This is a genomic window from Rheinheimera riviphila (genome assembly GCF_004005945.1).
Classification (GTDB): domain Bacteria; phylum Pseudomonadota; class Gammaproteobacteria; order Enterobacterales; family Alteromonadaceae; genus Pararheinheimera; species Pararheinheimera riviphila.
The window spans coordinates 39,302-62,380 of the sequence record NZ_SACS01000016.1 but is presented as its reverse complement, the minus strand read 5'-3'; the positions used below and the strand labels follow the sequence as shown (position 1 = coordinate 62,380).

Annotated in this window: 19 protein-coding genes; 9 read left to right on the top strand and 10 right to left on the bottom strand. The window is 50.4% G+C overall.

The window, feature by feature from the left end; translation table 11 throughout:
- The first annotated feature begins 1 nt into the window (after nt 1).
- Entirely contained in the window at nt 2-1,027 is a 1,026-nt protein-coding gene (locus EOE67_RS14375) for a GlxA family transcriptional regulator (protein ID WP_127700034.1), read from the top strand.
- A gap of 67 nt (nt 1,028-1,094) precedes the next feature.
- Nucleotides 1,095-1,592, top strand: a complete 498-nt coding sequence (locus EOE67_RS14370) for an RDD family protein (RefSeq protein ID WP_127700033.1) — start codon at nt 1,095-1,097, stop codon at nt 1,590-1,592.
- A 147-nt stretch (nt 1,593-1,739) separates the two neighbouring features.
- On the opposite strand, the gene EOE67_RS14365 is transcribed toward EOE67_RS14370, so the two are convergent.
- From EOE67_RS14365 to EOE67_RS14355, 3 genes are read right to left on the bottom strand one after another with little or no spacing between them, the layout of a single operon-like run.
- Nucleotides 1,740-3,155, bottom strand: a complete 1,416-nt coding sequence (locus tag EOE67_RS14365) for an NAD(P)(+) transhydrogenase (Re/Si-specific) subunit beta (RefSeq protein ID WP_127700032.1) — start codon at nt 3,153-3,155, stop codon at nt 1,740-1,742.
- A 4-nt stretch (nt 3,156-3,159) separates the two neighbouring features.
- Entirely contained in the window at nt 3,160-3,462 is a 303-nt protein-coding gene (locus EOE67_RS14360) for an NAD(P) transhydrogenase subunit alpha part 2 (protein WP_206099613.1), read from the bottom strand.
- Nucleotides 3,463-3,480: 18 nt separating this feature from the next.
- Complete coding sequence (locus EOE67_RS14355; RefSeq protein ID WP_127700030.1) at nt 3,481-4,623, bottom strand: NAD(P) transhydrogenase subunit alpha; 1,143 nt, start codon at nt 4,621-4,623, stop codon at nt 3,481-3,483.
- A 175-nt stretch (nt 4,624-4,798) separates the two neighbouring features.
- Between EOE67_RS14355 and EOE67_RS14350 the strand changes: the two genes are divergently transcribed.
- Both EOE67_RS14350 and EOE67_RS14345 read left to right on the top strand, forming a co-directional pair.
- Nucleotides 4,799-5,140 carry a hypothetical protein gene (locus EOE67_RS14350; protein WP_127700029.1) on the top strand — a complete coding sequence of 114 codons (342 nt, stop codon included), beginning with the start codon at nt 4,799-4,801 and terminating at the stop codon, nt 5,138-5,140.
- A gap of 67 nt (nt 5,141-5,207) precedes the next feature.
- A complete protein-coding gene (locus EOE67_RS14345) occupies nt 5,208-5,951 on the top strand; it encodes a substrate-binding periplasmic protein (RefSeq protein ID WP_127700028.1) in 744 nt (247 codons plus the stop codon).
- Between the two features lie 127 nt (nt 5,952-6,078).
- Here the strand turns inward: EOE67_RS14345 and EOE67_RS14340 are convergent, their stop codons facing one another.
- The 3 genes from EOE67_RS14340 to EOE67_RS14330 are packed head-to-tail and all read right to left on the bottom strand — an operon-like array spanning nt 6,079 to nt 12,022.
- On the bottom strand, nt 6,079-7,542 hold the full coding sequence (locus tag EOE67_RS14340) for an efflux transporter outer membrane subunit (protein ID WP_127700027.1): 1,464 nt from the start codon (nt 7,540-7,542) through the stop codon (nt 6,079-6,081).
- Nucleotides 7,535-10,717, bottom strand: coding sequence for a multidrug efflux RND transporter permease subunit (locus EOE67_RS14335; protein ID WP_206099612.1), 3,183 nt, complete (start codon nt 10,715-10,717; stop codon nt 7,535-7,537). Before EOE67_RS14335 ends, EOE67_RS14340 begins: the two co-directional genes overlap by 8 nt.
- A gap of 27 nt (nt 10,718-10,744) precedes the next feature.
- The gene (locus EOE67_RS14330; protein ID WP_127700025.1) at nt 10,745-12,022 is read right to left on the bottom strand and encodes an efflux RND transporter periplasmic adaptor subunit; all 1,278 of its coding nucleotides are present in this window, start codon (nt 12,020-12,022) and stop codon (nt 10,745-10,747) included.
- A gap of 317 nt (nt 12,023-12,339) precedes the next feature.
- On the opposite strand from EOE67_RS14330, the gene EOE67_RS14325 reads away from it, so the two are divergent.
- Nucleotides 12,340-12,981 (top strand): TetR/AcrR family transcriptional regulator, encoded by a 642-nt coding sequence (locus tag EOE67_RS14325; protein ID WP_127700024.1) that lies wholly within the window; start codon nt 12,340-12,342, stop codon nt 12,979-12,981.
- Nucleotides 12,982-13,349: 368 nt separating this feature from the next.
- On the opposite strand, the gene EOE67_RS14315 is transcribed toward EOE67_RS14325, so the two are convergent.
- Nucleotides 13,350-15,149, bottom strand: a complete 1,800-nt coding sequence (locus tag EOE67_RS14315; RefSeq protein ID WP_127700022.1) for an esterase/lipase family protein — start codon at nt 15,147-15,149, stop codon at nt 13,350-13,352.
- Nucleotides 15,150-15,361: 212 nt separating this feature from the next.
- Between EOE67_RS14315 and EOE67_RS14310 the strand changes: the two genes are divergently transcribed.
- Nucleotides 15,362-16,327 carry a sensor domain-containing diguanylate cyclase gene (locus EOE67_RS14310; RefSeq protein WP_127700021.1) on the top strand — a complete coding sequence of 322 codons (966 nt, stop codon included), beginning with the start codon at nt 15,362-15,364 and terminating at the stop codon, nt 16,325-16,327.
- A gap of 99 nt (nt 16,328-16,426) precedes the next feature.
- On the opposite strand, the gene EOE67_RS14305 is transcribed toward EOE67_RS14310, so the two are convergent.
- Nucleotides 16,427-17,137: a SapC family protein gene (locus EOE67_RS14305; protein ID WP_127700020.1), complete on the bottom strand. Its 711-nt coding sequence runs from the start codon at nt 17,135-17,137 to the stop codon at nt 16,427-16,429.
- A 356-nt stretch (nt 17,138-17,493) separates the two neighbouring features.
- Between EOE67_RS14305 and EOE67_RS14300 the strand changes: the two genes are divergently transcribed.
- Both EOE67_RS14300 and EOE67_RS14295 read left to right on the top strand, forming a co-directional pair.
- On the top strand, nt 17,494-19,242 hold the full coding sequence (locus tag EOE67_RS14300; protein ID WP_127700019.1) for a phosphoethanolamine transferase family protein: 1,749 nt from the start codon (nt 17,494-17,496) through the stop codon (nt 19,240-19,242).
- Nucleotides 19,243-19,614: 372 nt separating this feature from the next.
- Nucleotides 19,615-20,487: a porin gene (locus tag EOE67_RS14295; protein WP_240652825.1), complete on the top strand. Its 873-nt coding sequence runs from the start codon at nt 19,615-19,617 to the stop codon at nt 20,485-20,487.
- 141 nt (nt 20,488-20,628) lie between these two features.
- On the opposite strand, the gene EOE67_RS14290 is transcribed toward EOE67_RS14295, so the two are convergent.
- Together EOE67_RS14290 and corA are read right to left on the bottom strand one after the other, a co-directional pair.
- Nucleotides 20,629-20,856, bottom strand: a complete 228-nt coding sequence (locus tag EOE67_RS14290) for a hypothetical protein (RefSeq protein WP_127700017.1) — start codon at nt 20,854-20,856, stop codon at nt 20,629-20,631.
- 165 nt (nt 20,857-21,021) lie between these two features.
- Nucleotides 21,022-21,966 (bottom strand): magnesium/cobalt transporter CorA, encoded by a 945-nt coding sequence (corA, locus tag EOE67_RS14285; RefSeq protein WP_127700016.1) that lies wholly within the window; start codon nt 21,964-21,966, stop codon nt 21,022-21,024.
- Between the two features lie 449 nt (nt 21,967-22,415).
- On the opposite strand from corA, the gene EOE67_RS14280 reads away from it, so the two are divergent.
- The gene (locus EOE67_RS14280; protein WP_127700015.1) at nt 22,416-22,823 is read left to right on the top strand and encodes a DUF5412 family protein; all 408 of its coding nucleotides are present in this window, start codon (nt 22,416-22,418) and stop codon (nt 22,821-22,823) included.
- Nucleotides 22,824-23,079: the final 256 nt, after the last annotated feature.

Genomic DNA, 23,079 nt, shown 5'->3' with positions numbered 1-23,079 from the left:
AATGCTCACGCCAATATCTGCAATAGAAAGCAACGAAAAGCCGCGAGTCGCCGCCAACGACCACGGCAGTTCCGAGCATCAGCTGGTGGTGTGCGCTTATCACGGTTTGTCGATGCTGGAATACGGCGCGGCTATTGATATTTTTGCCGGCCATCGCACGGCCGACGCGCCCTGGTATCAATGCCGGGTGGCGGGGCTGGATGGTTTGCGCATTCAGATGAATGGTGGCACCTGGCTTGAAACCAGCGATGATGCGCGCATTCTGGCTGAAGCGGATACCATTGTGATCCCGGGCTGGCGGCGGTTGAGTGAAGAGCCGGATCCGCAATTACTGCAAGCTTTACAACAAGCTGCGGCGCGTGGTGCGCGGTTGGTGAGTTTCTGCTCCGGAGCTTTTTTGCTGGCGCATGCTGGTTTACTGGATGGTAAAGCGGCGACCACGCACTGGAAATATGCTGAACTGTTTGCGCAGTTGTTCCCGCAAGTGGATCTGAAAGTCGACCGGTTGTATGTGCAGGCGGGGCGGATTTTTACTTCAGCCGGTAGTGCGGCTTGTCTGGATTTATCGCTGCAACTGATCAAAGAAGATTTTGGCGCGGCGCGGGCGAATCAGGCGGCGCGCCGGTTGGTGATCCCGGGTCAGCGCGATGGCGGCCAGCAGCAATTTATCGAGTTGCCGCTGGGCAAACCAGACCCGGCATTAGGGCTGGTGCAGGATTATGCGCTGCAACATTTGCAGCAGCCGTTGCAAATGGATGAATTGGCGGCGCTGGTGCATATGAGTCGGCGCAGTTTTGACCGCAAGTTTAAAGCTAGTTTTGGGCAAAGTCCGAAGCAGTGGTTGCTGAATGCCAGGGTAGAACACGCGAAAACCTTGCTGGCGACGTCAAATACCAGCGTTGAACAAATTGCCACTTTATGTGGTTTTGGCACGGCGCAGGCGCTGCGTGATCAGTTTGATTTGTTAGTTGGAATTTCCCCGGCCAGGTTTCGGACGCAGCAATTGCGGCAGGTTGCTGTTGTATAACGAGCAGCCTGACATGCTAAACTGCGCTTATGCCGATATTTGTCGTTGATTATTCAAGAGATCCCCTATGTTTGCTGAAGCTCCGCGCGCTGGTCTGATTCGCCGTCTGGCGGCTATTGTTTATGATGCACTAATTGTTGTAGCACTATTGATGTTCGCGATGACGCTGGCGCTGGCCGCGGTGGCGATTTTGGAGAGAACCGGGCTGATTTCGTTGGCGGGTTATCTGGACAGTGCCGATTATATTCAGCGCCATGCCTTGTGGTTTCAGCTGTATTTGGTGTGTTGGGTCGTCTGGTTCTATTTGTATTTCTGGTGCAAAGCGGGGCAGACATTGGGGATGCGCGCCTGGCGTTTATTGTTACTGCAACAAAATGGTCAGCCGGTGACGCTGAAGCAAGCCTTGATCCGGGTGGTAACGGCGTTGGGCGGTGTCGGTAATTTCTGGCTTTGGGTGCGTTTTAAGCAAAAGCTGGCACTACAGGATCAACTATCCGGCACCATGGTGGTGGAGCTGAGTAAAGAACAAAGTCGTGAGTTGAATCTGCATCGACAGGCTAAGTAAGTGTATACCCTTCATCCTTGAAGCTGCAGGGGTGTTGCCTTCGCTCGCTCGCCCCAGTCACATAGTTCACTATGCTCCTGGGGTCTCACTTACTTGTCGCCTACCTGCATCGTCAATGATTTTGGGTATAAGTTTGATGGTTATAATTTAGCTGGATTCGAGGTTTTTCACCGCCTGCAACATCGCCGCTAATACTTTTTGCGCGTCGCCGTAAATCAGTTGGCAGTTGTCGGCGAAAAACAGCTCGTTTTCGACTCCTGAGTAGCCTTTACCCTGGCCGCGTTTAATCACATACACCTGTCGCGCCTGATCCACATTCAGCACCGGCATGCCGTAAATCGGTGATGATTTGTTCGTGCGGGCGGACGGATTCACCGTATCGTTGGCGCCAATCACAATGGCGACGTCGGCTTCTTTAAATTCAGAATTAATTTCTTCCATGTCAAAAATCAAGTCATAAGGCACGCCAGCCTCGGCCAGCAGTACGTTCATATGACCTGGCATCCGGCCAGCGACCGGGTGAATGGCGAATTTCACTTCCACCCCGGCAGCTTGTAATAACTCAACAAATTCAAACAGTTTATGCTGCGCTTGTGCCACCGCCAAACCGTATCCCGGGGCAATAATCACTTTCCCGGCGTAGCGCATATTAATCGCCGCGTCGCTGGCTTCTATCGGTTTTTGGCTGCCACTGATGTTTTGTTCACCATCATCGGCTGCGGCGCCAAAATTGGAAAACAACACATTACGCACCGAACGGTTCATCGCTTTGGCCATCAACAGTGTCAGCATGGTACCGGCTGAACCGACCACCATCCCGGCAATCATCAGCGCCGGGTTATTCAGCACATAACCTTCAAAACCAACGGCGAGGCCAGTAAAAGCGTTATAGAGTGAAATCACCACCGGCATATCGGCGCCACCAATTGGCATTGTCATCATCACGCCGTAGAGCAGTGCCATCGCAAAAAACGCCAAAAACAGCCACTGAGACACCTGACCACCTTGCCAAACGATATAAATAGCAACGCCACCCAGCACCAATAACAAACTACCGTTAATCAGCTGCAAACCGGTCATGCGCAGCGTTTTATTGATCCGCCCGTCCAGCTTGGCCCAGGCAATCAGCGAACCTGATAACGACACCGCGCCAATCAACCCGCCAAGCACCGCCAATAACAACGAAATACTGCCATGAGTCTGATACCCACTGAGTTCAATCGCAGCGATGGCCGCAGCCGCACCACCGCCCATGCCGTTGTACAGCGCAACCATTTGCGGCATGGCGGTCATCGCGACTTTTTTGCCACTCCACCAGGCCCAGCCAAGACCAAGACTAAGCGCCACCAATGCCAGCAGCATATTGGTTTGCAGCATAGGTTTGGCTTCCGGCCGCACATCGAGGCTATATAAGAAACTCGCCAGCACGGCTATCACCATACCAACACCGGCCAGCACGATCCCGGCGCGAGCACTGCGGGGTGACGACATCTGTTTCAGACCATAAATAAACAAAAAAGCGGCGATAAAATAACTGCTGTCGATAATGAAGGCGACCTGCATAAACCTACTCCTTCGACTTGGTGTTGGTGGAGGGTTTAAACATTTCCAGCATCCGCTCGGTCACCACATAACCGCCGGCGGCGTTACCAGCGCCGAGTAACACGCCAATAAAACCAATAATTTGCTGGGTCAGATTGCTGGCGTTGAGTAACGCCCACAAAGCGCCGACCACCACAATGCCGTGAATAAAATTCGAGCCCGACATCAGCGGGGTATGCAAAATAGCCGGCACCCGGCCAATAATTTCAAAACCGGCAAAAGCGGCCAGCATAAAAATGTATAAAGCGACAAAACCGGTGAGTAACATACTTTGATAATCCATGATCTAGCCCTCAACAATTGTTTTAGCAGCGGCGTTTTTAATCTCGCCTTGGTGGGTCAGCACGGTTTTGGCCAGGATTTCGTCGTCCCAGTCTAAGTGGATGGCCGCGTCTTTGATAAATAACCCAATTAAATTCAATAGGTTTTTTGCATAAAGCTCTGAAGCGTGTTCGGCCAAAAGCGATGGCACATTAAAAGGTGCCGCAATCGTCACTTGGCCAATGTGCACCGTTTCGCCCGGCACACTGTATGCGCAGTTGCCACCACCGTCGGCGGCTAAGTCGACAATTACCGCACCGTTTTTCATGCCATCGACCTGCGCTTTGCTAATCAGTTTCGGCGAAGGGCGGCCGGGAATAGCTGCGGTGGTAATAATTAAATCGGCCTGCTGAATATGCTTGGTCAGCACCGCCTGAATTTTTTGTTGTTCATCAATGGTCAGTTCACGGGCGTAACCGCCTTCGCCGCGACCATCAACACCGGTATCGACAAATTTTGCGCCCAAAGATTCGGCCTGCTCTTTGGTGTCAGGCCTTACATCATAACCTTCGGTCACCGCACCCAGTCGCCGCGCTGTGGCCAGTGCCTGTAAACCGGCCACCCCAAGGCCCATCACCAGACATTTCGCCGGGCGAATCGAGCCTACGGCTGTGGTCATCATCGGCAGAATGCGCGCTAGCGTGGTCGCACCCAACAAAGCGCCGTAATAACCGGCCAATGCCGCCTGCGATGATAAAGCATCCATCGCTTGTGCCCGGCTAATGCGTGGCACCAGTTCCATCGCAAAGCAGGTCAGTTGTAAATCACGCAGCAGCTTCACCATTTCAGGTTCACGCTGCGCATAGACAAAACACAACACAATGGTGCCGGGCGCCAGAAGTTTTAAAGTTTCGGCTGCGGGCGGTTGAACTGCTAATACGATATGGGCGTTTTGGAGTAATTCGGGAAGCGATGCCGCAATTTGCAGCGGCGGCGTGGCGCTGGCGTCGAGATACGCCTGATCGGGAATACGGCTGGCAAGACCAGCATCCTGTTGGATCCAGATGTCTAAGCCAAGGGCGGAGAGTTTGCTTGCTACCTGTGGCACCAGGGCCACGCGTCGTTCATGCGGTCGGTTTTCGGTTAATACCACTAATTTTATCGACATTCACCCATATCCTCATCAGTTGCTAAACCCATGAGCAGTATAGTCATTTTCTGTAACTCTGCTTTTGGGCTGCCAGCCTAAGTACCGCAAAAGTACCGCAAAACTAAATTAGCAGGTTAAGGAATACCAGAATCGTCCGATAACTAACTATCAGCAGTTATCAAGGACTCTCATCATGCAAGAACATCAACGCCTGCAAAAAATTCGCGACCTCGGTTTCAGATTGCAAGAATTGCAATTAATTAACCGTCGTGCTGAGTGTTCATATGCATTGTTGGCCTTGAACTACTTGTTTGGTGTTTATCAGATTGCCAAACCACAAGGGTTATCGCTCAACGACACTTTGCAACTGCTGGCTGATGCTGTGATGGTTCGTCATCAACTGCCACATCGTCGTTTGAACGCCGATTCAGTACTCGACTTTTTTTGTCAGCGTTATCAGGTTGCCGCACCTTATTTAGTGCATCCATCGTATCGTCGTCAGGCCCGTCCAGCACTATTACAGCAGACAATATAAGCTCTGAAGACTACAATAGCCTCAGCCACCCCATACAATCGCCGGAATGCAGTGAGGCATGGATTAATTGAAATATCTTTTTTGCTGGGTATTTTTATGCAGTTTTGAGTTGTCGGCGGCGTCGTTGCGGGCAATTTATGGCGACTTTAACAGTCCACCAGCGGTTATTTTGCAGGAGGGTAAAGTTGCTGCGGGTTTTATGCCGGATATCTATCAACTCCTTGCCAACGAGCTTGGCGTCAAATTAGACCTGGTGGCGATGCCACGTAAACGACTGGCCGACTTTTTACTCACTGGCCAGGCCGATATTTATTGTCGCGCCAGCCCTGAGTGGTATCCCGATCCCGGCTTAAAATGGAGCCCGCCATTATTGGTGTTTCAGGATCTGATTATTAGTCGCCGTAATTATCTGAATTTAAGCGATTTTACCAAGCGTAGCAAAGGCAGTGTTGGCGCGACTTTGGGGTATGTTTATCCAAAGTTACAACCCTTGTTTAGCAATGGGCAGCTGTTGCGGGTGGACAGTGTGACGCCTGCCACCAATGCCATCCGGTTACTTCGCGGTGAACTCGATACCGTGGTGTTATCGGATACCGAAGCCTTTTATATGTTGCGACTGACTGATTTTAAAACCCTGGTGTTGACCAGTTATCCCATCCACTGCATGTATGGTCCATCGTTATCTCCGCTGCAACGACTGAAGTTGAATCGGTTTATTCAGCAACAAGCCAGCACCGGAGTTTTTCAAAAAGTGTTGGATCAATACCGTGAACAAGGGTTGTTGTCGTCAGTGGTGCCGCCGCCAAGTTGATGTAAAGCATAAAAAAGGGAAAACGCTCAGCAGCGATCAAAGTGCGGGGGACAGGCCGCAGTCTTTGATCTTCATGCCACCAAGCGTTTTCCCAAGCAGGAACTTTTACCCTCTCTTTCCCCTCCCTTTACCCTTCCAGGACCGCGCCGCCAAAGCTGCGGTAAATATCGACCAACCGGCTGAAATTTTGCTGGGTCAGCCGGGCTTGTTGATCCCGGGCTGCCAGCAATTCGCGCTGGGCGTCCAATAACTCCAGAAAATCAGCGTTACCGGCATTAAAGCGTGCTTGTGATAGGCTCACAGCCTGCTCGGTGGCGGCCAGTTGTTGTTGCTGGATCAGCTGCTGGCGACGGCTGAGGTTGTAGCTGTCGAGACTAAGCTGCATCTCGCTTAAGGCGCTTAACACCGTCTGGCGAAATGTCGCCAAAGCCGCGTGTTCATCAGCATTGGCGGCGTTAATTCGCGCCTGCACTGAACTCCAATCCGCACCTTGCCAACTTAAGCTAGGCGCGACCGACCAGGCTTTTTGCGCACTGCCGACGGCTAAATCTGGGGACGCCAGAAAACCGATAAAACCACCGACCGACAATGACGGGTATAAATCGGCCTTCGCCACACCGATAGAAGCGGTGCTGGCGGCTAAGCGCCGTTCGGCGATTGCCACATCCGGTCGTTGTTGCAGTTGTTCATTTACCTTGGCCACCGCTTGTGGGGTTTTCAGCTCAGGCAGATTAAACGCCGAATTATCAAGCGCTAACGCTTCCACTGAACTGCCAAGCAGTGCTGCTAACGTCAGTTCAGCCCGTCGTTTTGCCAGCTGAAAATCTGGTAGCGTGGTCTCGACGGCAAAAGTCTGGGCTTTGACCCGCGACAGCTCCAGATCGGATGCCATACCGGCATCACGTCTGGCGCTAATCAGCTTGGTGGTTTGCTGCAAATTGGCCAGATTTTGCGATGCTACCTGCAGACGCAAAGCTGCACCGCGATAATCGCCAAAGCTCTGCGCCACTTGCGCGACCAACGTCAGCTGTGCGTCGCGCCAAGCAAATTCAGCACCTTGCGCATCGGCCAAAGCTACTTCACTGGCGCGTTTGATTTTGCCGAATAAATCTAAATCCCAACTTAAACCAACCCCGGTTTGAAACTGCCGACTGGTCACCCGTTCGCCTGAAGCAGAAACTTCAGCCGGTGTGGCATTAGCCTGATAACCCAGGCTGGGAATGCCTTTGGGTAGATTGTTATCGTCACTGTCAGCAAACACCGCATAAGCCCGGTCGACGTTCGCCTGTGCGGCTGCCAGCGTTTGATTGTTGGCAAGTGCCGTGTCAATCAGCCGGTTGAGTTCCGCATCGGCAAACCGCTGCCACCAGGACGTTAGTTGCTGGTTATCGCGCGCAGCAGCGGCAGGCGCTAACTGCGGCATATTGAGCTCTTGGCTGAGCTTGGTTGGCGCCTGATAATCAGGGCCAACAGTACAACCAATCAAACCGGTTAGAGCTAAGGCGAGCAGGCTCAGTCGTAAGGTTGATTTGTATTGTGTTGCTTTTGTATTGGTTGCCGCTTTGGCAGCTGTGTTGAATAAATTAACCATGAGTCGCTCCTTCAATCACAGCTGGAGTTGCCGCAGCGGCAGCCGCCTTACGCTCACCGCGTTTGGATAAGGCGTAGTAAAACAGCGGCGTTAAAATCAGACCAAAAATCGTTACCCCAATCATGCCGGCGAATACCGCCACACCCATCGCTTGACGCATTTCTGCACCAGCACCGGTCGAGAACACCATCGGCACCACACCCATAATAAAGGCGATCGATGTCATCAGGATTGGCCGTAACCGCAGTCGTGCTGCTTCTAAAATGGCGTCCATTGCGCGCATGCCATGGTCTTGTTTTTCCTTGGCGAACTCGACCATCAGGATGGCATTTTTGGTGGCGAGCCCGACGAGCACTATCAAGCCAATCTGGGTGAAGATGTTGTTATCACCGCCGTACAACAGCACGCCGCTGATGGCTGATAGCAGCGTCATCGGTACAATTAAAATGATCGCCAGTGGCAGACTTAAACTCTCGTATTGTGCGGCCAGTACCATAAACACCAGCAGTACCACCAGTGGGAACACCAGATATTCGGCATTGCCGGCCAGAATTTGCTGATAAGAAAGCTCAGTCCATTCGTACGTCATACCGGCTGGCAGAGTTTCGGCCAGAATTTTTTCAATCGCTGCCTGCGCTTCACCTGAGCTGAAACCTGGGGCAGGGCCACCGTTAATTTCGGCGGTGGTGTAACCGTTGTAGTGCATCACCCGATCCGGACCTGCGCTATGCGATACCTTAATGAACGAGCCCAACGGGATCATTTCACCTTGGTTATTCGAGACTTTTAACGCCGAGATTTGCGCCGGATCCTGACGGAAGGCTTCATCCGCCTGCACATTCACCTGATAAGTGCGGCCAAACTGATTAAAGTCGTTGGCATAAGTTGTCCCTAAATAACCCTGTAACGTCTGGAACACGGTATCTAACGACACCCCTTGCGACAGCGCTTTAGTCCGGTCCACATCCAAATCCAGCTGCGGTACATTCACTTGATAACTAGAGAACACACCTGCCAGTTCCGGGGTTTGCCAGGCTTTCATCATTACTTGTTGGGTGATATTGGCCAGCTCAACATAACCTAAGTTGGCGCGGTCCTGAATCTGTAAACGGAAGCCGCCAATAGTGCCCAAACCCTGCACCGGTGGAGGTGGGAAGATGGCAATAAAGGCGCCCTGAATACCGGCGAACTTGGCGTTTAAATCGGCAGCAATGGCGTTGGCAGACAGTTCCGGGCTTTGACGTTCGTCAAAGTCTTTCAGTGGCGTAAACACGATGCCGCTATTTGGACTATTGGTAAAACCGTTGATGCTAAGACCAGGGAAAGCCACTGAGTTCGAGACCCCAGGATGTTCCAGTGCGATGCGTGACATCTCTTTAATCACCGCTTCAGTACGGTCCAGCGATGACGCGTCCGGTAACTGGGCAAAGGCCACCAGGTATTGTTTGTCCTGGCCAGGTACATAACCGGTTGGCGTGTTGTGGAACAAACCTGCGGTTAAACCCAACATGCCGATGTAAATAATGCCGACCACAGCACCAAAGCGGATCACTTTACGCACCAGCAGACCATAACCAAGGGACGCTTTATTAAACAAGCGGTTAAACGGGTTGAATAACCAGCCGCCTAAAGCTTTGTCCATCACGCGGGTCAGTTTGTCTTTTGGCGCGTCATGCGCTTTTAACAGTAGTGCCGATAACGCCGGGCTTAACGTCAACGAGTTAATCGCTGAGATAAAGGTCGAAATGGTGATGGTTAACGCAAACTGCTTATAAAACTGGCCGGTTAAACCGGTCATAAAGGCAGTTGGAATAAAGACCGCAGCCAGTACCAAAGTGGTGGCGACAATCGGACCAGTCACTTCTTTCATCGCTTTTTGGGTGGCTTCTAATGGTGATAAACCATCAGCGATATTCCGCTCGACGTTTTCAACCACCACTATGGCGTCATCCACCACGATACCAATCGCCAACACTAAACCGAACAGTGACAGGGCATTAAGCGAAAAGCCCATCAGGTGCATAAAGGCAAAGGTACCAACCAACGACACCGGCACGGCCACCAATGGAATAATCGAGGCGCGCCAGGTTTGCAGGAACAGCACCACCACCAACACCACGAGTAAAATCGCTTCCAGCAGCGTTTTCACCACCGCTTCAATCGAGCCGCGCACAAACACTGTTGGGTCATAAACGATGTCGTAACTTAAACCTTGTGGGAAACTTTTTGAAAGTTCGGCCATTTTGGCGCGTACGTCATCAGAGATTTGAATGGCGTTTGAACCAGAGGCCTGAAACACCGGAATGGCCACTGCGTCTTTGTTATCAAGCAGTGATTTCAGCGCATAAGTGCTGGCACCCAACTCCAACCGTGCCACATCTTTTAAGCGGCTGATTTGACCTTCTGCGCCCACTTTAACGATGATTTGTTCAAACTCTTCAACCGAACTTAACCGGCCTTTGACGTTGATCAGCAGCTGAAAATCGCTGGAACCTGAAGGCTGCGCGCCAAGGCTTCCGGCAGCTGCTTGTTGGTTTTGCGAACGAATAGCGGCAACGATATCTTGTGGCGTCAGTTGTAACGCTGACACTTTATTCGGATCCAGCCACACCCGCAGGCTGTATTCACCGGCACCAAACAACCGTACCGCACCCACACCTTCAATCCGCGCTAATTCGTCTTTGACGTTTTGCGCGGCATAGTTCGATAAGTAAAGCATGTCATAACGATCGTCCGGCGAGGTTAAATGCACCACCATGGTTAAATCTGGTGAGGATTTTTCGGTGACGATGCCAAGGCGCTGCACTTCTTGTGGCAATCTTGGCTTGGCGCGATCGACCCGGCTTTGTACCTGGGTTTGCGCACGGTCGACATCGGTACCGATGGCGAAAGTGATGGTTAAGGTCATCCGGCCATCCGAAGTGGCTTGTGATGACATATACAGCATATTTTCGACGCCGTTAATTTCCTGCTCCAGCGGCGAGGCGACGGTATCGGCGATGACTTTTGGGTTGGCGCCCGGATAGTTGGCGGTGACGACTACTGTTGGCGGTACGACTTCCGGATATTCGGTGATCGGCAATTGCCACACTGCGATGGCGCCGCTGATTAAAAACAGCAGCGACAACACGGCAGCAAAAATCGGTCTTCTGATAAAAAATTGTGAAAGCATGATTCTGTCCTGGTTTAGTAGCTGCTGGGCTTAGCCGCGTGGTGCGCTTTGGGTGGAGACTGTATTCACAACGGCATCAACAATGGCGGCGGTGGCCGTTTTGGCGCTGGCTGCTTGTTCATCCAGTATTTGCTGTTGTTGTTGCAGCGACACTAACTGCTCGGCGCTGGCCATCTTTACCGGGTTCGGTGTCACCTGCATGGTCGGGCGAACGCGCTGTAAGCCATTCACCACAATGGTTTCACTGGCTTTTAAGCCGGAAGTGACGATGCGCAGGCCACCGACTTTTTCACCTAAAGTGACAGGGCGGTATTGCAGTTGTTGTTTGTCATCGACCACCAGCACAAACTTGTTGTTTAAGTCGGTGCCAACGGCTTTATCGTCAATCAGAATACCGTTGTAGCTGGCGCTACCCACCAGTTTGATTTTGGCAAACAAGCCTGGGATCAAGCTGTTGTCGTCGTTACTAAACACGGCGCGGGCGCGGATGGTGCCGGTTTGTGGGTTGATGCTGTTATCCAGGAAATCTAACGAGCCTGAAAAGCGGTAGTCATTGTCTGAACTTAACGCCATCAGCACCGGACTGGCTTCATTACGGCTATCGCCACGTTTACCGGTGGCCGCGAGCTGGACGTATTTCAGGTAAGTTTGTTCATCTGCATCAAAATAAGCGTACATCCGCGCGGTGGAGACGATGCTGGTGAGTTGGCTTTGACCGGCTTGCACATAGTTACCGGCGGTGATCAGCGCGTTGGACACGCGGCCGCTGATTGGCGCTCTTACTTGGGTGTGCGATAAATCCAGTTCGGCTTTGGTCAGCGCTGCTTTGACGGCGGCAACTTGCGAGGCACTTTGATCTTTGCGGGCGCGGCGGGCGTCCAGAATTTCTTCAGCGATGGCTTTTTGGCTACGCAGTTGTTCAGCACGTTGATAGTCGCTGTTGGCTAATTTTTGTTGGCTGAGGGCGCTTTGTAGTTCGGCTTGCAGACGGCTGACGTCGGCTGTTAAAGCGCGATCATCAATCTGGAATAACAGGTCACCGGCTTTAACTAAAGCGCCTTCAGTGAAGAACACTTTATCGAGGTAGCCTGATACCCGTGGCATCAACGCCACAGTTTCCGGCGCTTGTAAGCGGCCGGTAAATTCGTCCCATTCGGTAATGCGTTGTTCGACCACGGTGGCAACGTCAACCGTTGGCGCGGCGGGCGCAGCACCAGCACCGGCGGCTTCTGGTTGACTACATGCGGCAAGCACAACTGCGGCGATGCTGGCGAGTAAAAAGTTTCTTACAGTTGGTGTTTTGCGCATGGCAATGGTCCCTTCGTTGGTGTCTGCTGACTGCAATCATTGATGGTTGCTGTGTTATGTACCGATTGGTATTTTGTACTGGTTGGTAAATATATAGATTTCAAATCTAAGGTCAATCTTTTTTTGTACCGCATGGTAAAAAATTAAAGAACTTTTTCTGCTAAGGCGCTTTGCGTTTGGTTATATCGGGGATTTTGGCAAGATATCTGTACCGTTCGGTAGGTATATTGTGCTTTACAAGGCTTGCAAAGGTGATTACTCTGTGTGCATTATGAATTACCCTATTTCGGGTATGGTTTTATTTTGGAGCGCAGAAGATGACGGGAAACACCAGCACTATTGGTCGGCCACGTGCTTTTGACGTCGACAAAGCTTTGCAAAAAGCCCTCGAAGTGTTTTGGGAGAAAGGTTACGAAGGAACGTCGTTGCCAGATTTAACCGAAGCCATGGGCATCAATAAACCCAGTTTATATGCCGCTTTTGGTAACAAAGAGCAGCTATTTTTAAAAGCGATTGAGCTTTATGAAAATCGTCCTTGTGGCTTTTTTCAGCCGGCTTTGATGCAACCAACCGCTTATCTGATGGCAGAGCAAATGTTATTTGGTGGTGCTGCGGCCAGCAGCGATCCGAGTTTACCCAAAGGCTGTTTAATGGTGCAGGGTGCGTTGAGCTGTAGCGACAATGCCAACAGTGTCAAACAGGTCCTGATTGAAAAACGCCGCAGTGGCGAATTGCAATTACAACAAAGATTAGAGCGCGCCAAGGCCGAAGGTGAATTTGCAGCGGATGTCGACTGCGCCGCACTGGCTTGTTTTATTGGGGTGCAGTTGCATGGTATGTCCATTCAAGCCACCACTGGCGCTTCCTGCGAAAAGTTACAAAAAGTGGCAGCGATTGCGCTCGAGGCCTTTGTGGCTGCGACATCGGGCAAAATAGCGACGACTGATATCACAAGTTAGTTGGGGTTGGCCGTAAATCGCCTGGCAGCGCATCAACCAACGTTAGTTGTTTAGTGCGCTGCGATATGCCTTTACAGGGGGCGGCACAGGCTTCCGGCACTGCGCATCATAAAAAGGGCCGGCATGTTGTTGCCAGCCTTCCCCCGGCGATACCTGCTTACAAATCATCTTGCCATTCAATTTACTTTGCCATTTAAACCAATAAGCTGGCTCGGCTAAAGATGGCTGCACGCCAAGTAAAATCAACGTTAGCAAAAACGCGAACTGCCGAATAAACCTCCTGTGACTAACCAACTTTGCCTCCCGCATGAACCATCACTCGCCATCAAATCTCGATAAAGTTTGGCAATTTTAATGCCAGTCATTCATTACTGTGCCCGAAGTTTTTTCAGGATAAAAGCAATGGCTTCCGGCGATTGGTAAGAATTGTGTTCCGACAACACGATGATTTGCTCTTGCGCCTGACTTTGGTGGGCGCTGAAAAATGGCACCACTGAGTCGTTGAGCTGGGCGCAGCTTTTTTCGTTGTAACAAAACGGTGTGCTGGTACTGCCGACGATGGAAAAGACCGGTTTTTGGTAGGGGAGTTTGGCGATCTCCTGTAACAGCGGATGTTGTGGCGACAGCACGTCAACGCTCGTTGGCCCGTCTTTTTTTAAATACCCTTTCATCTGTGGCGTGACCAAATCATAACTGAGCTTTTTAAACACCCGCCGGTTTAAATCGCTGAAAATACTGGGTAATCTGATCCAGGCACTGGCGAGACGGCTGTACCAGCTTTCGGCCATTTCAGCGCCATGGTGTGGTGTATCCAAAAAGAACACCGACTGCACATAAGGCCGCGGTTTAAAGATAAACACGTCCTGGTAACGCATAAAGTCGCGGTGATCGCGGGGCAGTTGTTCGGGCCGACGCATAAAAGTTTGATCCCATAACCGATACTCAGGGTCGACAATAAAAGTCTTCGCGATAATGCCACCCATACTGTGGCCGATCAGCACCATCGGCAAATCTTCGGGCATCGCGAATTGTTGCTGCAACCTGGCGCGAAGCTCATCAACCTGAGTGCGTAGCCGCATTGCATTAAAAAACGGCGGCGCACCGGTCGGGTAAAAGGCATGCCAGATCTGATAGCGGTCGGAAAGCTTCGGATCGGCATAAATGGCATGGCTTAACCGTAGCCAAATCATCGGGCTAGAGTGCAAACCATGGATCATCAGAATTGGAATTTTACTGCCCGACAAAGGCGCGATGCTATAAATACCAAAGTCATAACTGCTGTTATTGCCATCAAATAATGCCGCCCATTCCGCCTGATCAATCCGCGCTTCTCGCAGCAACAACAGATAAGCCGTGGCACTGTCGTATTGCAGCGGGTAAGGTTGCGTGCCAAACAATACCGATTTTGGCTCGGTCAGATAATAGCCGGTGAGCTGGATCTGCAGCTGATCCTGGTCATCAAAATGCAGATGCGTTGCCAGCACCGTCACAGCGCGAAAAATGCCTTCGCGCGGGTAATTTTGATCTGACCCCAATTTGCTGTAAGCGCGCTCTGCTGCCAGCACCAATCCGATACCTTGTGGGTTTGGCGCTGCCGGGGTAATCCATGGTTCACGAAATACCAAATCTGCAATCTGGGTATAACGGCTAAAAGGCAAGCCACTTTCATCGGTTGGCAGTTGTAATTGCAGCTGAAAATCGCGGTGGCGTGGTTGCCATCTGCCTTGTTGCAATTGCGACCGCACCAAAACTTCAAGCCCGGTTTGATACCAACCTAAAGCTTGGGAACGCTCTGCGATATTGCTTGCATGGGGTAGTAGCGTTAAACCGCAGGCCAGTTGATGAAAAGCGCTAATCTGTGCAGAAGTCTGGGCTATCTGACACAACGCCAGCTGTGCACTCGGGGTTTCCGTTTGCAGGTGTTGATACCACAGCCGGAACTGTTCAGGATCCGAGATTGTAACCAACGGGTTTGAGAGCACTTTTTGCTGCACTATGACTTTCGGCGGCGTGGTACAGGCGCTCAGACCGAATAGCAGCGCTGGTAGCAAAGTACCATGGCGCAGGATTGCCTGTAGTTTGGATTTGAGTATTAAACACAGCGGGTGGTACACCATCTTCAGTTCTTCTCTGCAAATCGCCGTCCGGACGAAGTTATTCTGCCGCATCAATCTGCTTTACAACACCCTTTTTTACCGGTGTTTTGTCTACCGTCAGACGCCGTTATTTGCTGAAACTTTGTAACAGGATTGAACCTCTGGCCAAAAGTTGCAGTCACACTACGACATGCGTCAGTTTTGCAGTGGTTTTTACTGTAAGTTGTCAGGAAGACCTGATTGCACGCGTGACACCCGATGTCTTAATCACAGGAGTCACCGCCATGTATAACGCCACCATCCCTGATAACGAGCCGATGCGGCTTGCCACCCTTCATGCCTCCCAATTATTAAACCTGCGCGGCGGCGAGCAATACCACCGGCTCACCCGTTTAGGCCGGCGTTTATTGCAAATGCCGGTGTGTTTACTGAATTTAGTTGATGCGGAATATGTGCGGGTGTTAGCGGGGCAAGGCGTTGATCTAACAGAATTTTCCCGCGCCAGTTCGTTTTGCGGCCATACCATTTTGGGTGAAGATGCGCTGGTGATCCAGGATACCCGCCATCATCCGTATTTTTTCGACAATCCACTGGTAGTGGGACCGGAAGGGGTGCGCAGTTATATTGGCATGCCGATCCGAGCCTTTAATGGCTGTAAAATTGCCACTTTGTGTCTGATGGATAAAGTGCCGCGTGAAGTGGCGGCGGACGATTTAGCCGCTTTACGTGACTTAGCGCTGTTAACCGAACAGGAACTGGCCGCCGGACAGCTGGCAATTATTGATGATTTAACCGGTCTGGTGAACCGCCGTGGTTTTGAAACCATGGCCAGATTATTGCTGAATAGTAGCGAACGGCAGAGTTTACCTGCGGTGTTGTTGTATTTTGATTTGGACGATTTTTCCACCTTAAATCGCCATTATGGCGAAGCGGAAGGCGATCGGATGCTGATGCGTTTTTCCAGATTATTACGCCAGACGTTTCGCGGCAGTGATGTGTTAGGACGGTTGGGCGACAATTCTTTTGCGGTATTGGTGGCCAATAGTTCAGCGCAGCAAGCGGAACTGGTGGTGGATCGGATGCGCCAGTCGGCGCTGAGTCTGCAGCAGCAGGAAGGTTGGCCGGGCCCGCTGCAATTTAGCGTGGCGGCGGTGCATTATTCGCCGGCGCAAAGCCCGACGCTGGAGCATCTGTTAAGCCGCGCCGACCATTTGTTGTACAAAAGGCAACAAGGGCAGCGGTTGTGTTAGCCAATAACAGCACATGTCGCTGAATCGAAGACATAAAAAAACGCCTCAGTTGAGGCGTTTTTGTTGCGGTGTAAAGCACTTGGATACAGTGCCTTTTAATTACTCAGCCGCTGGCGCATCAATCGGTAAACGATTGATCAAGCTGCCGATCCGGTCCAGAGAACTAAAATGCGCATAAATCGCCTGTAACACGCCGAATTTACGCAGCGTCAGGAATTGTTCGTCGCTCAGCGCTTCAAACTTCTCACGGTCGATTACGAAAAAGCCGTTTAAGCGATGTTCTTTGCCAGCTAAGTCACGGTACTGCAGACCATCGGCTTTTAACAAACCCATTTCTTTGATTTGCGCCACAATGTTACGGCTGACGGCATTGGCATCGATATAGTCTTTAAAGAAAGTGTTCACGCCATTAAAGAATTCTGTAGGGGTGTTGTCCGCGTTAAACAGTGCCTGACCTTCAGTGCGGCTGATGTTGTCGGCTTGTTCATTGACACACAATAACAGCTGATCGTCATTGGCTTGTGCCAGATTAAACGGATAAGCCCGGATGCCGGCTGGCAAATACTGACCTTCCCACTGACCGTCTTTAATAAACAGGTTTTGACCTTCTTTCAGACCAAATACCGCGACCGGAGCGAATAGTTCTTCTACTTGCAGGAAAAAAATCGGATAAAACGCTGAGGCCGCGGCAAATTCCTGCAGCATTAACGGCGCGATATGACGGCCATTAACACTTTCCAGAGAGAACTGAGCTAACACGTGCAGATCTTTGTGTTGTTCGTTATTTAAGACAACTGGTTGGGCAAGCATAATTAGGTTCCTTACAGATTAGATTTGACGGCGGGTATACAGCAGAATGCGTGGTGATACGCGGGTTGAAGTACCGGCCTTAATAGTTCAGACCAGAGCACCATACTATAGAAATATGACAAAATACCAGTGCAAATCTGAAGAAATATGCTATGAATGCGGCAGTTCCAGCCACTGGTTTGGCTGTCGAACTGACTAACAAATTGAATTTTTGGGTGAAGCTGAGAAAATTGTCGAATTTATCACCAGAAAAATTTTACTGCGAAGGGTTGAACAGTGCTGAAATCGAGCAGTAAGAACAGCCCACTCACCACAAACCGTACCGCCAGATTGCCAGAAGAGCCTGATAACGCCCGATGAAACCACTGTTAAGTCACCCAATCACCGCCCCACTGTGTTTTTTATTACTCGTGCTGCTGGTGTTAGCACCCCAATTTTATCTGTGGCCAGAGCCGGCCAAGCTGGGGCATTGGCTGCGCTGGTCCATCGCACCAACTTTGTTGTTGCTGGCGTTATTGCTGACCGTCAGTAAGCAGTTGCACCGGTCAATCTGGGCCTGGTTTCCGTTAGTGCTATTGGCTCCGCAAGAACTGTTTTACATCGCGACTTATCACAAAGTAACCGATGCCCATGCCATGGCCATTATTGCCGAAACTGATTTGGCGGAAGCGGCCGGTTATTTATCCGGCTTGGGCTGGCTGATTTTACCTGCGGTATTGCTGGTGATGCTGTTGTTTGTGGTGACCAGTGCGGTGTTTAAAGTGCAGCAATATCGCTGGCTAAGTTTCGGCCGACCTGTGGTGTGGACGGCAAGTTTAGTGATGGTTGGATGGTTGTGGCAGCAAGAACTGCAATACCAACAACTTTATCCGCCTAAGCCAAAAGCCAATAGGACCGAAACCGCTCTGGCGCAACGGCCGCTGCCGAACAGTCATAATTTATTTCATCAGAGTTACCCATTGAATTTATTATTGGCCGCCAATGAGTTTCGGGTGCAAAAAGAAGCTTTGGCAAAAGTTGCTGCCAGGGTTGCCGATTTTAAGTTTGGCGCCACGCAGCCGCATCCACCGGCAGCGAAACAGATTTATGTGCTGGTGATTGGTGAAACGCTGCGCCCCGATCGACTGCAATTGAACGGCTATGCCAGAGCCACCACGCCGCGATTGGCTGGACTTGGCGATGTGGTCAGTTTTACCGATATGATCAGCCCCTGGTCCTGGACCCGGATGTCGGTGCCGGTGATTATTTCGCGTAAATCGGCGCAGGATCAGCAGTATTTCTCGTCGGAAAAGTCGTTCGTCGCGGCTTTTGCGGAAGCCGGTTTTGCCACGGCCTGGTTGTCGACTCAAAGCCCGCTGGGGGTGCACGACAGTTCGGTGGCACTGCATGCCGCTGAAGCGGAACAGGTGCAGTACCTCAATCCGGTTGGCTATAAAAAAGCCGGTTTTTATGATGAAGTGCTGGTCAAAGCGGTGCAGCGTGTGCTGGCACAAAATGCCCAAAAACAACTTATTGTGCTGCACACCCTCGGCAGTCATTTCAGTTATGCCGACCGTTATCCGGATAATTTTGATTTATTTCAGCCATCTGGCAAACACCAGGCGATTGGGATGCACGACCGGGCTAACAAAGAAATGTTGAATAACGCTTATGACAACACCGTGGCCTACACCGATCAGTTGCTGTTTAACCTGATCAAAACCTTGCAACAACAAGACGCCATCAGCAGTTTTATCTATGTGTCGGATCACGGCGAAAACCTGTTTGATGGTGAGTGCAGTAAAAGCGGCCATGGTCATCACACCGAATATGATTACCGGGTGGCGGCGTTGTGGTGGGGGTCTAAGCAGTTCCGCCAGCATTATCCAGAAATAGCGCAGCAAATTGCGATGAATCGGCAGCAGCCACTGAGCACCAATCAGATTTTTCACTCCATGCTGCATCTGGCACAAATCGGTTATCCCACAGCGCAGCCTGAGCTTAGTTTAGCCCAGTCGCCGGTGTCACTGACGGTGCGGCCAAGATTGTTGGCTTCCGGTCAGAATTTTGATCGCAGCCCAAAAGACGCGGTTTGCCGTGCATTGCCGGCTCCAGATAAGCGCTAGCGGGCCAGGTGTTGGATGGCGTACTGCGTCGCTGTTAATAAAACTGCATTGTGAATGCGTCATCGTTAAAGCGTTATTGGTTAAGCGCAGCGGCCATTTGTTGGATTGGCTTTCCTGTCATAATCTTGTCATATAAAAGCCATAAAATAGCCTTCCAACTGCAACGACAAAGTAATACTGAAGACATTATCCGGTCATAAAGCTGTGATATGTGGGAAAATTTTCGTCTGTAGCCACCAATTAGCCACCAATGATCTGGACATTTAACCACAACGGTTATACTGATCGGGTCTAAGCTGTCGAATCACTTTCCTCAATGCTGAGAAGGATTTAATTATGTTTGCAAAGAAAACTCTGCTTTTGGCTATGTTCATGACTGTTGCCTTACCGCTGCAGGCAGATCCGCTGACGGTCTACGGTAAAATTAATGTGACGGCACAAAGCTCCGACGAAGGTGCCGGTTCTTTCAGTGAGTTAAAAAGCAACGCTTCGCGGTTCGGCATTAAAGGCGATTATGAGCTGGATGGTGAGTTGTCGTTGGTGTATCAGCTGGAATGGGAAGTTGATCTGACAGACGACGCTAACGAGAAAAATATCAAAGGCCGCGACCAGTTCATCGGGTTAAAAGGCAGCTTCGGTACCATTAAAGCCGGTCGCAACGATACCGCGCTGAAATTATCTCAGGGTAAAGTCGATTTATTTAACGATTACGAAGCAGATATCAAGACGTTGTGGAAAGGCGAGAACCGGATGAATAATTCGCTGGCCTACATCAGCCCTTCGTTTCAGGGTTTTTCGCTGCTAGTCAGCCATATTATGGAAGACACACCGGAAGGCAAAGATGGTCAGTCGTTTGCGCTGTTGTACGGCGATGACGCGTTAAAAGAATCAAAGCTGTTTGCCTCGGTGGCGATGGACAACGAAGTCAATGGCTACGATGCGACGCGAGTCACGGGTCAGGTAAAAGTGCTTGGTCAGCTGAAAGTGGGCGCCGGTTTGGTGCAGCAGGAAGCGGTTGCGACCGGTAAAAAAGAAGACGGTTGGTTAGCAAACTTATCTTATCCACTTGATAAATATGAGTTAAAGGCTCAATACCAGACGTTGGAAGAGCACAAAGGTTTTAGCTTTGGTACCGATTATAAAATTGGCAAAGACACCAAGTTATTCGCCTGGTACAGCAGCTTCGATTTTGATAACAAAGTTGATACTGATTATCTGGCGATTGGTATTGAACATAAATTTTAAGATGAGCTGACGGTTGTTGCCCCTCTATGGGGCCGACAGGTCACGCTACCCAGACTCAATAAAAAATCCCGTCTGTAGTCATTGCAGACGGGATTTTTATTTGGAGAAAGCGCAGTAATGAAGGTTTAGGTTTAATCAGCATCAAAGTGACGATGGATTTGCCGCTGCAACTTTTGCCACTTCCACTTTTTTCAGCGGTGGGTTGACCCACACCACATGACCGACATTGCGCTGCTTACGTTGTGAATTTTCCAGCTGATCCAGTTGTTCCTGATCCACCACAAAAGCATAATTTTTATCAACATTGGCACAACCCGTGACGGCGAATACCAGGCTAGCGGCTACTGCATACATTACATTCTTTTTCATTGTGATCCCCTTATTTACGTCTGTAGCTTGAATATAGACAAAGCAGGGGTTTGGTTGCCAGCATATTTTTGTTACACGCAGATGACAGTGCTGAAATATTTCAAAATAAATTTTATATCATTGATATTTAATGATTTTATTTTTATTTTTGAGGTGGCAATTTTATTACAGCCAACCTTTGCGCTTAAAAAACAAGTAGGGCGCTAAACCAGCCAACAGCATCAGGCCAATCGCCATTGGATAACCAAACTGCCAATTAAGCTCCGGCATCAGCTGAAAGTTCATGCCGTAACTGCTGGCGACCAGCGTTGGTGGCAGGAAAATCACCGACACCACCGAGAAAATTTTAATAATGCGGTTTTGTTCGATGTTGATAAAACCCATCGCCGACTGCAGTAAAAAGTTGACCCGCTGCGAAAACGATTCGTTATGCGGCAACAAAGATTCGACGTCGCGCAGGACGTCTCTTGCTTGTTCCAGCTGATCCACTGGCAAGCGGGCTTTGCGCAATAAAAAACCGATCGCGCGCTGGGTATCCATCAGACACAACCGCACTTTCCAGCTCATATCTTCCAGCTGCGTCAGCCGTAACAAACTGGTTTTAAAGGCTTCGTTTTGTTTGCCTTTTAAAATCACCTGGCTGATCACTTCCAGCGCTAGCGAGATTTCTTCGATGGTGTCGGCCAGCTGTTCAATTTTGACTTCGAATAAATCGAGCAGCAGCTCGTAGGCATTGCCGACCGACAACAAGTGATTCCGCGCCCGCATCCGGTACAACCGGAATACCGGTAACTCGCGCTCCCGCAAGGTAAAAAGCCGGCCATCACGAATGGTAAAGGCCACAGTGGTGGTGCTGGCGAGTTCTTCCTGATAGAAAAACAGTGAGTGAATATGCAGCCCGTCTTCGTCTTCAAAAAAACGCGCTGATGCTTCGATATCATTTAGCTCCGGCCGCTGTGCCAGCTCCTGGCCAAAACGGTCGGTAATAAACTGCCGCTCAGCCGTATCCGGCTCCTGTAAATCCAGCCAAATTGCTTGTGATATGTCATCTAGCTGTTGTAATTCCAGTCGCTGTAACCGTTGCTGATGCAGGTTGAAAATTCTTAGCATGGTTTTCTCCAGCAGTTGCCTGGGGTCAGTGGGCGCACCGCCAAGCTGTTGTTTTTGGACTTTGTTGGATATTTTTGATTCTGGTTGATTTTACCTTGGTTAGCTGCACTTGCGGGGATCTTTCTTTGGCAACAAAGGGTTGTTTTTTTCTTTGGCGGCAAAGGGCCGGTTTTAAAAGCGTTTCGCCGTTGGCAAAACTGGAAAACTGCATTTGTAATGTAGGTTGGATAAGCGCAAAGCGCGCCATCCGACAGGCGATAGGCTTGCTTTGTGGTGGCTCCCGGTGGAATGGGGCTTCACTTAACACCCTACATTTGGAAAAACTGGCTTTCTTAAGCCGGTCGCAGTTCACGAAAAAATGAGTGGGGTCAAGCAGCGACACGCAGTGCTATTGACACTGGAACGACTAATGGGTGACCCTGAGGGCTATGTTTGGTAGTTAACTGTATATGGAAATGTGGAAAAAAATAGCAATCAGGGTGTTCTCGGTCATTGGAATAGTGATGGCGCTGTTTGTGCTAAGTATCATCTATTTTTTGGGTGGTAGGTGCGGGAGCGAACCTTATAAATCTGTCGTTTCGCCAAATGGCAAATACAAAGCGGTGATCTATCAGTTTGATTGCGGCGCAACAACTGGGTTCAGCACGCAAATATCAATCTTGGGTGCAAACGAAGATTTAGAAGAAAGTGGAGGCAATGTTTTTAGCTCCGATGGCCACCCTAACGATGCTGCTCCTGAGGTGCGGTGGGTTTCTGACCATCAGCTCAATATTCATCAACGCGCTGGCTTCCGGGTCTATAAGCAAGAAGTTTCATCGGGCTGGCTATGGAACAAAATAGACATCACATACAATTAAAAGCTGTTGAGTGCGGAAGCTATTGGGGACGGCGCAGGTCATCGATGCTTGTGCCTTCATTGCTTGGTCTCAAAGGTGAGGAAAAAGCACGAGCTGACGCTGCGGGCATTTGCAAAACTGAAAACTGTATTTGCAATGTAGGTTGGATAAGCGCGGAGCGCGCCATCCGACATGAGATAGGATTGTAGGTCAGTGTCAGGTCTGTTTACCAATTGCCATTTGGAGTTGGTCTTAAAAGCGTTTCGCAGTTGGAGTA

Coding starts and splice junctions, on each gene's coding strand:
- EOE67_RS14375 (WP_127700034.1), top strand. CDS start 2: ATGCTCACGCCAATATCTGCAATAGAAAGCAACGAAAAGCCGCGAGTC.
- EOE67_RS14370 (WP_127700033.1), top strand. CDS start 1,095: ATGTTTGCTGAAGCTCCGCGCGCTGGTCTGATTCGCCGTCTGGCGGCT.
- EOE67_RS14365 (WP_127700032.1), bottom strand. CDS start 3,155: ATGCAGGTCGCCTTCATTATCGACAGCAGTTATTTTATCGCCGCTTTT.
- EOE67_RS14360 (WP_206099613.1), bottom strand. CDS start 3,462: ATGTTACTCACCGGTTTTGTCGCTTTATACATTTTTATGCTGGCCGCT.
- EOE67_RS14355 (WP_127700030.1), bottom strand. CDS start 4,623: ATGTCGATAAAATTAGTGGTATTAACCGAAAACCGACCGCATGAACGA.
- EOE67_RS14350 (WP_127700029.1), top strand. CDS start 4,799: ATGCAAGAACATCAACGCCTGCAAAAAATTCGCGACCTCGGTTTCAGA.
- EOE67_RS14340 (WP_127700027.1), bottom strand. CDS start 7,542: ATGGTTAATTTATTCAACACAGCTGCCAAAGCGGCAACCAATACAAAA.
- EOE67_RS14330 (WP_127700025.1), bottom strand. CDS start 12,022: ATGCGCAAAACACCAACTGTAAGAAACTTTTTACTCGCCAGCATCGCC.
- EOE67_RS14325 (WP_127700024.1), top strand. CDS start 12,340: ATGACGGGAAACACCAGCACTATTGGTCGGCCACGTGCTTTTGACGTC.
- EOE67_RS14315 (WP_127700022.1), bottom strand. CDS start 15,149: ATGCGGCAGAATAACTTCGTCCGGACGGCGATTTGCAGAGAAGAACTG.
- EOE67_RS14310 (WP_127700021.1), top strand. CDS start 15,362: ATGTATAACGCCACCATCCCTGATAACGAGCCGATGCGGCTTGCCACC.
- EOE67_RS14305 (WP_127700020.1), bottom strand. CDS start 17,137: ATGCTTGCCCAACCAGTTGTCTTAAATAACGAACAACACAAAGATCTG.
- EOE67_RS14300 (WP_127700019.1), top strand. CDS start 17,494: ATGAAACCACTGTTAAGTCACCCAATCACCGCCCCACTGTGTTTTTTA.
- EOE67_RS14295 (WP_240652825.1), top strand. CDS start 19,615: ATGACTGTTGCCTTACCGCTGCAGGCAGATCCGCTGACGGTCTACGGT.
- EOE67_RS14290 (WP_127700017.1), bottom strand. CDS start 20,856: ATGAAAAAGAATGTAATGTATGCAGTAGCCGCTAGCCTGGTATTCGCC.
- corA (WP_127700016.1), bottom strand. CDS start 21,966: ATGCTAAGAATTTTCAACCTGCATCAGCAACGGTTACAGCGACTGGAA.
- EOE67_RS14280 (WP_127700015.1), top strand. CDS start 22,416: ATGGAAATGTGGAAAAAAATAGCAATCAGGGTGTTCTCGGTCATTGGA.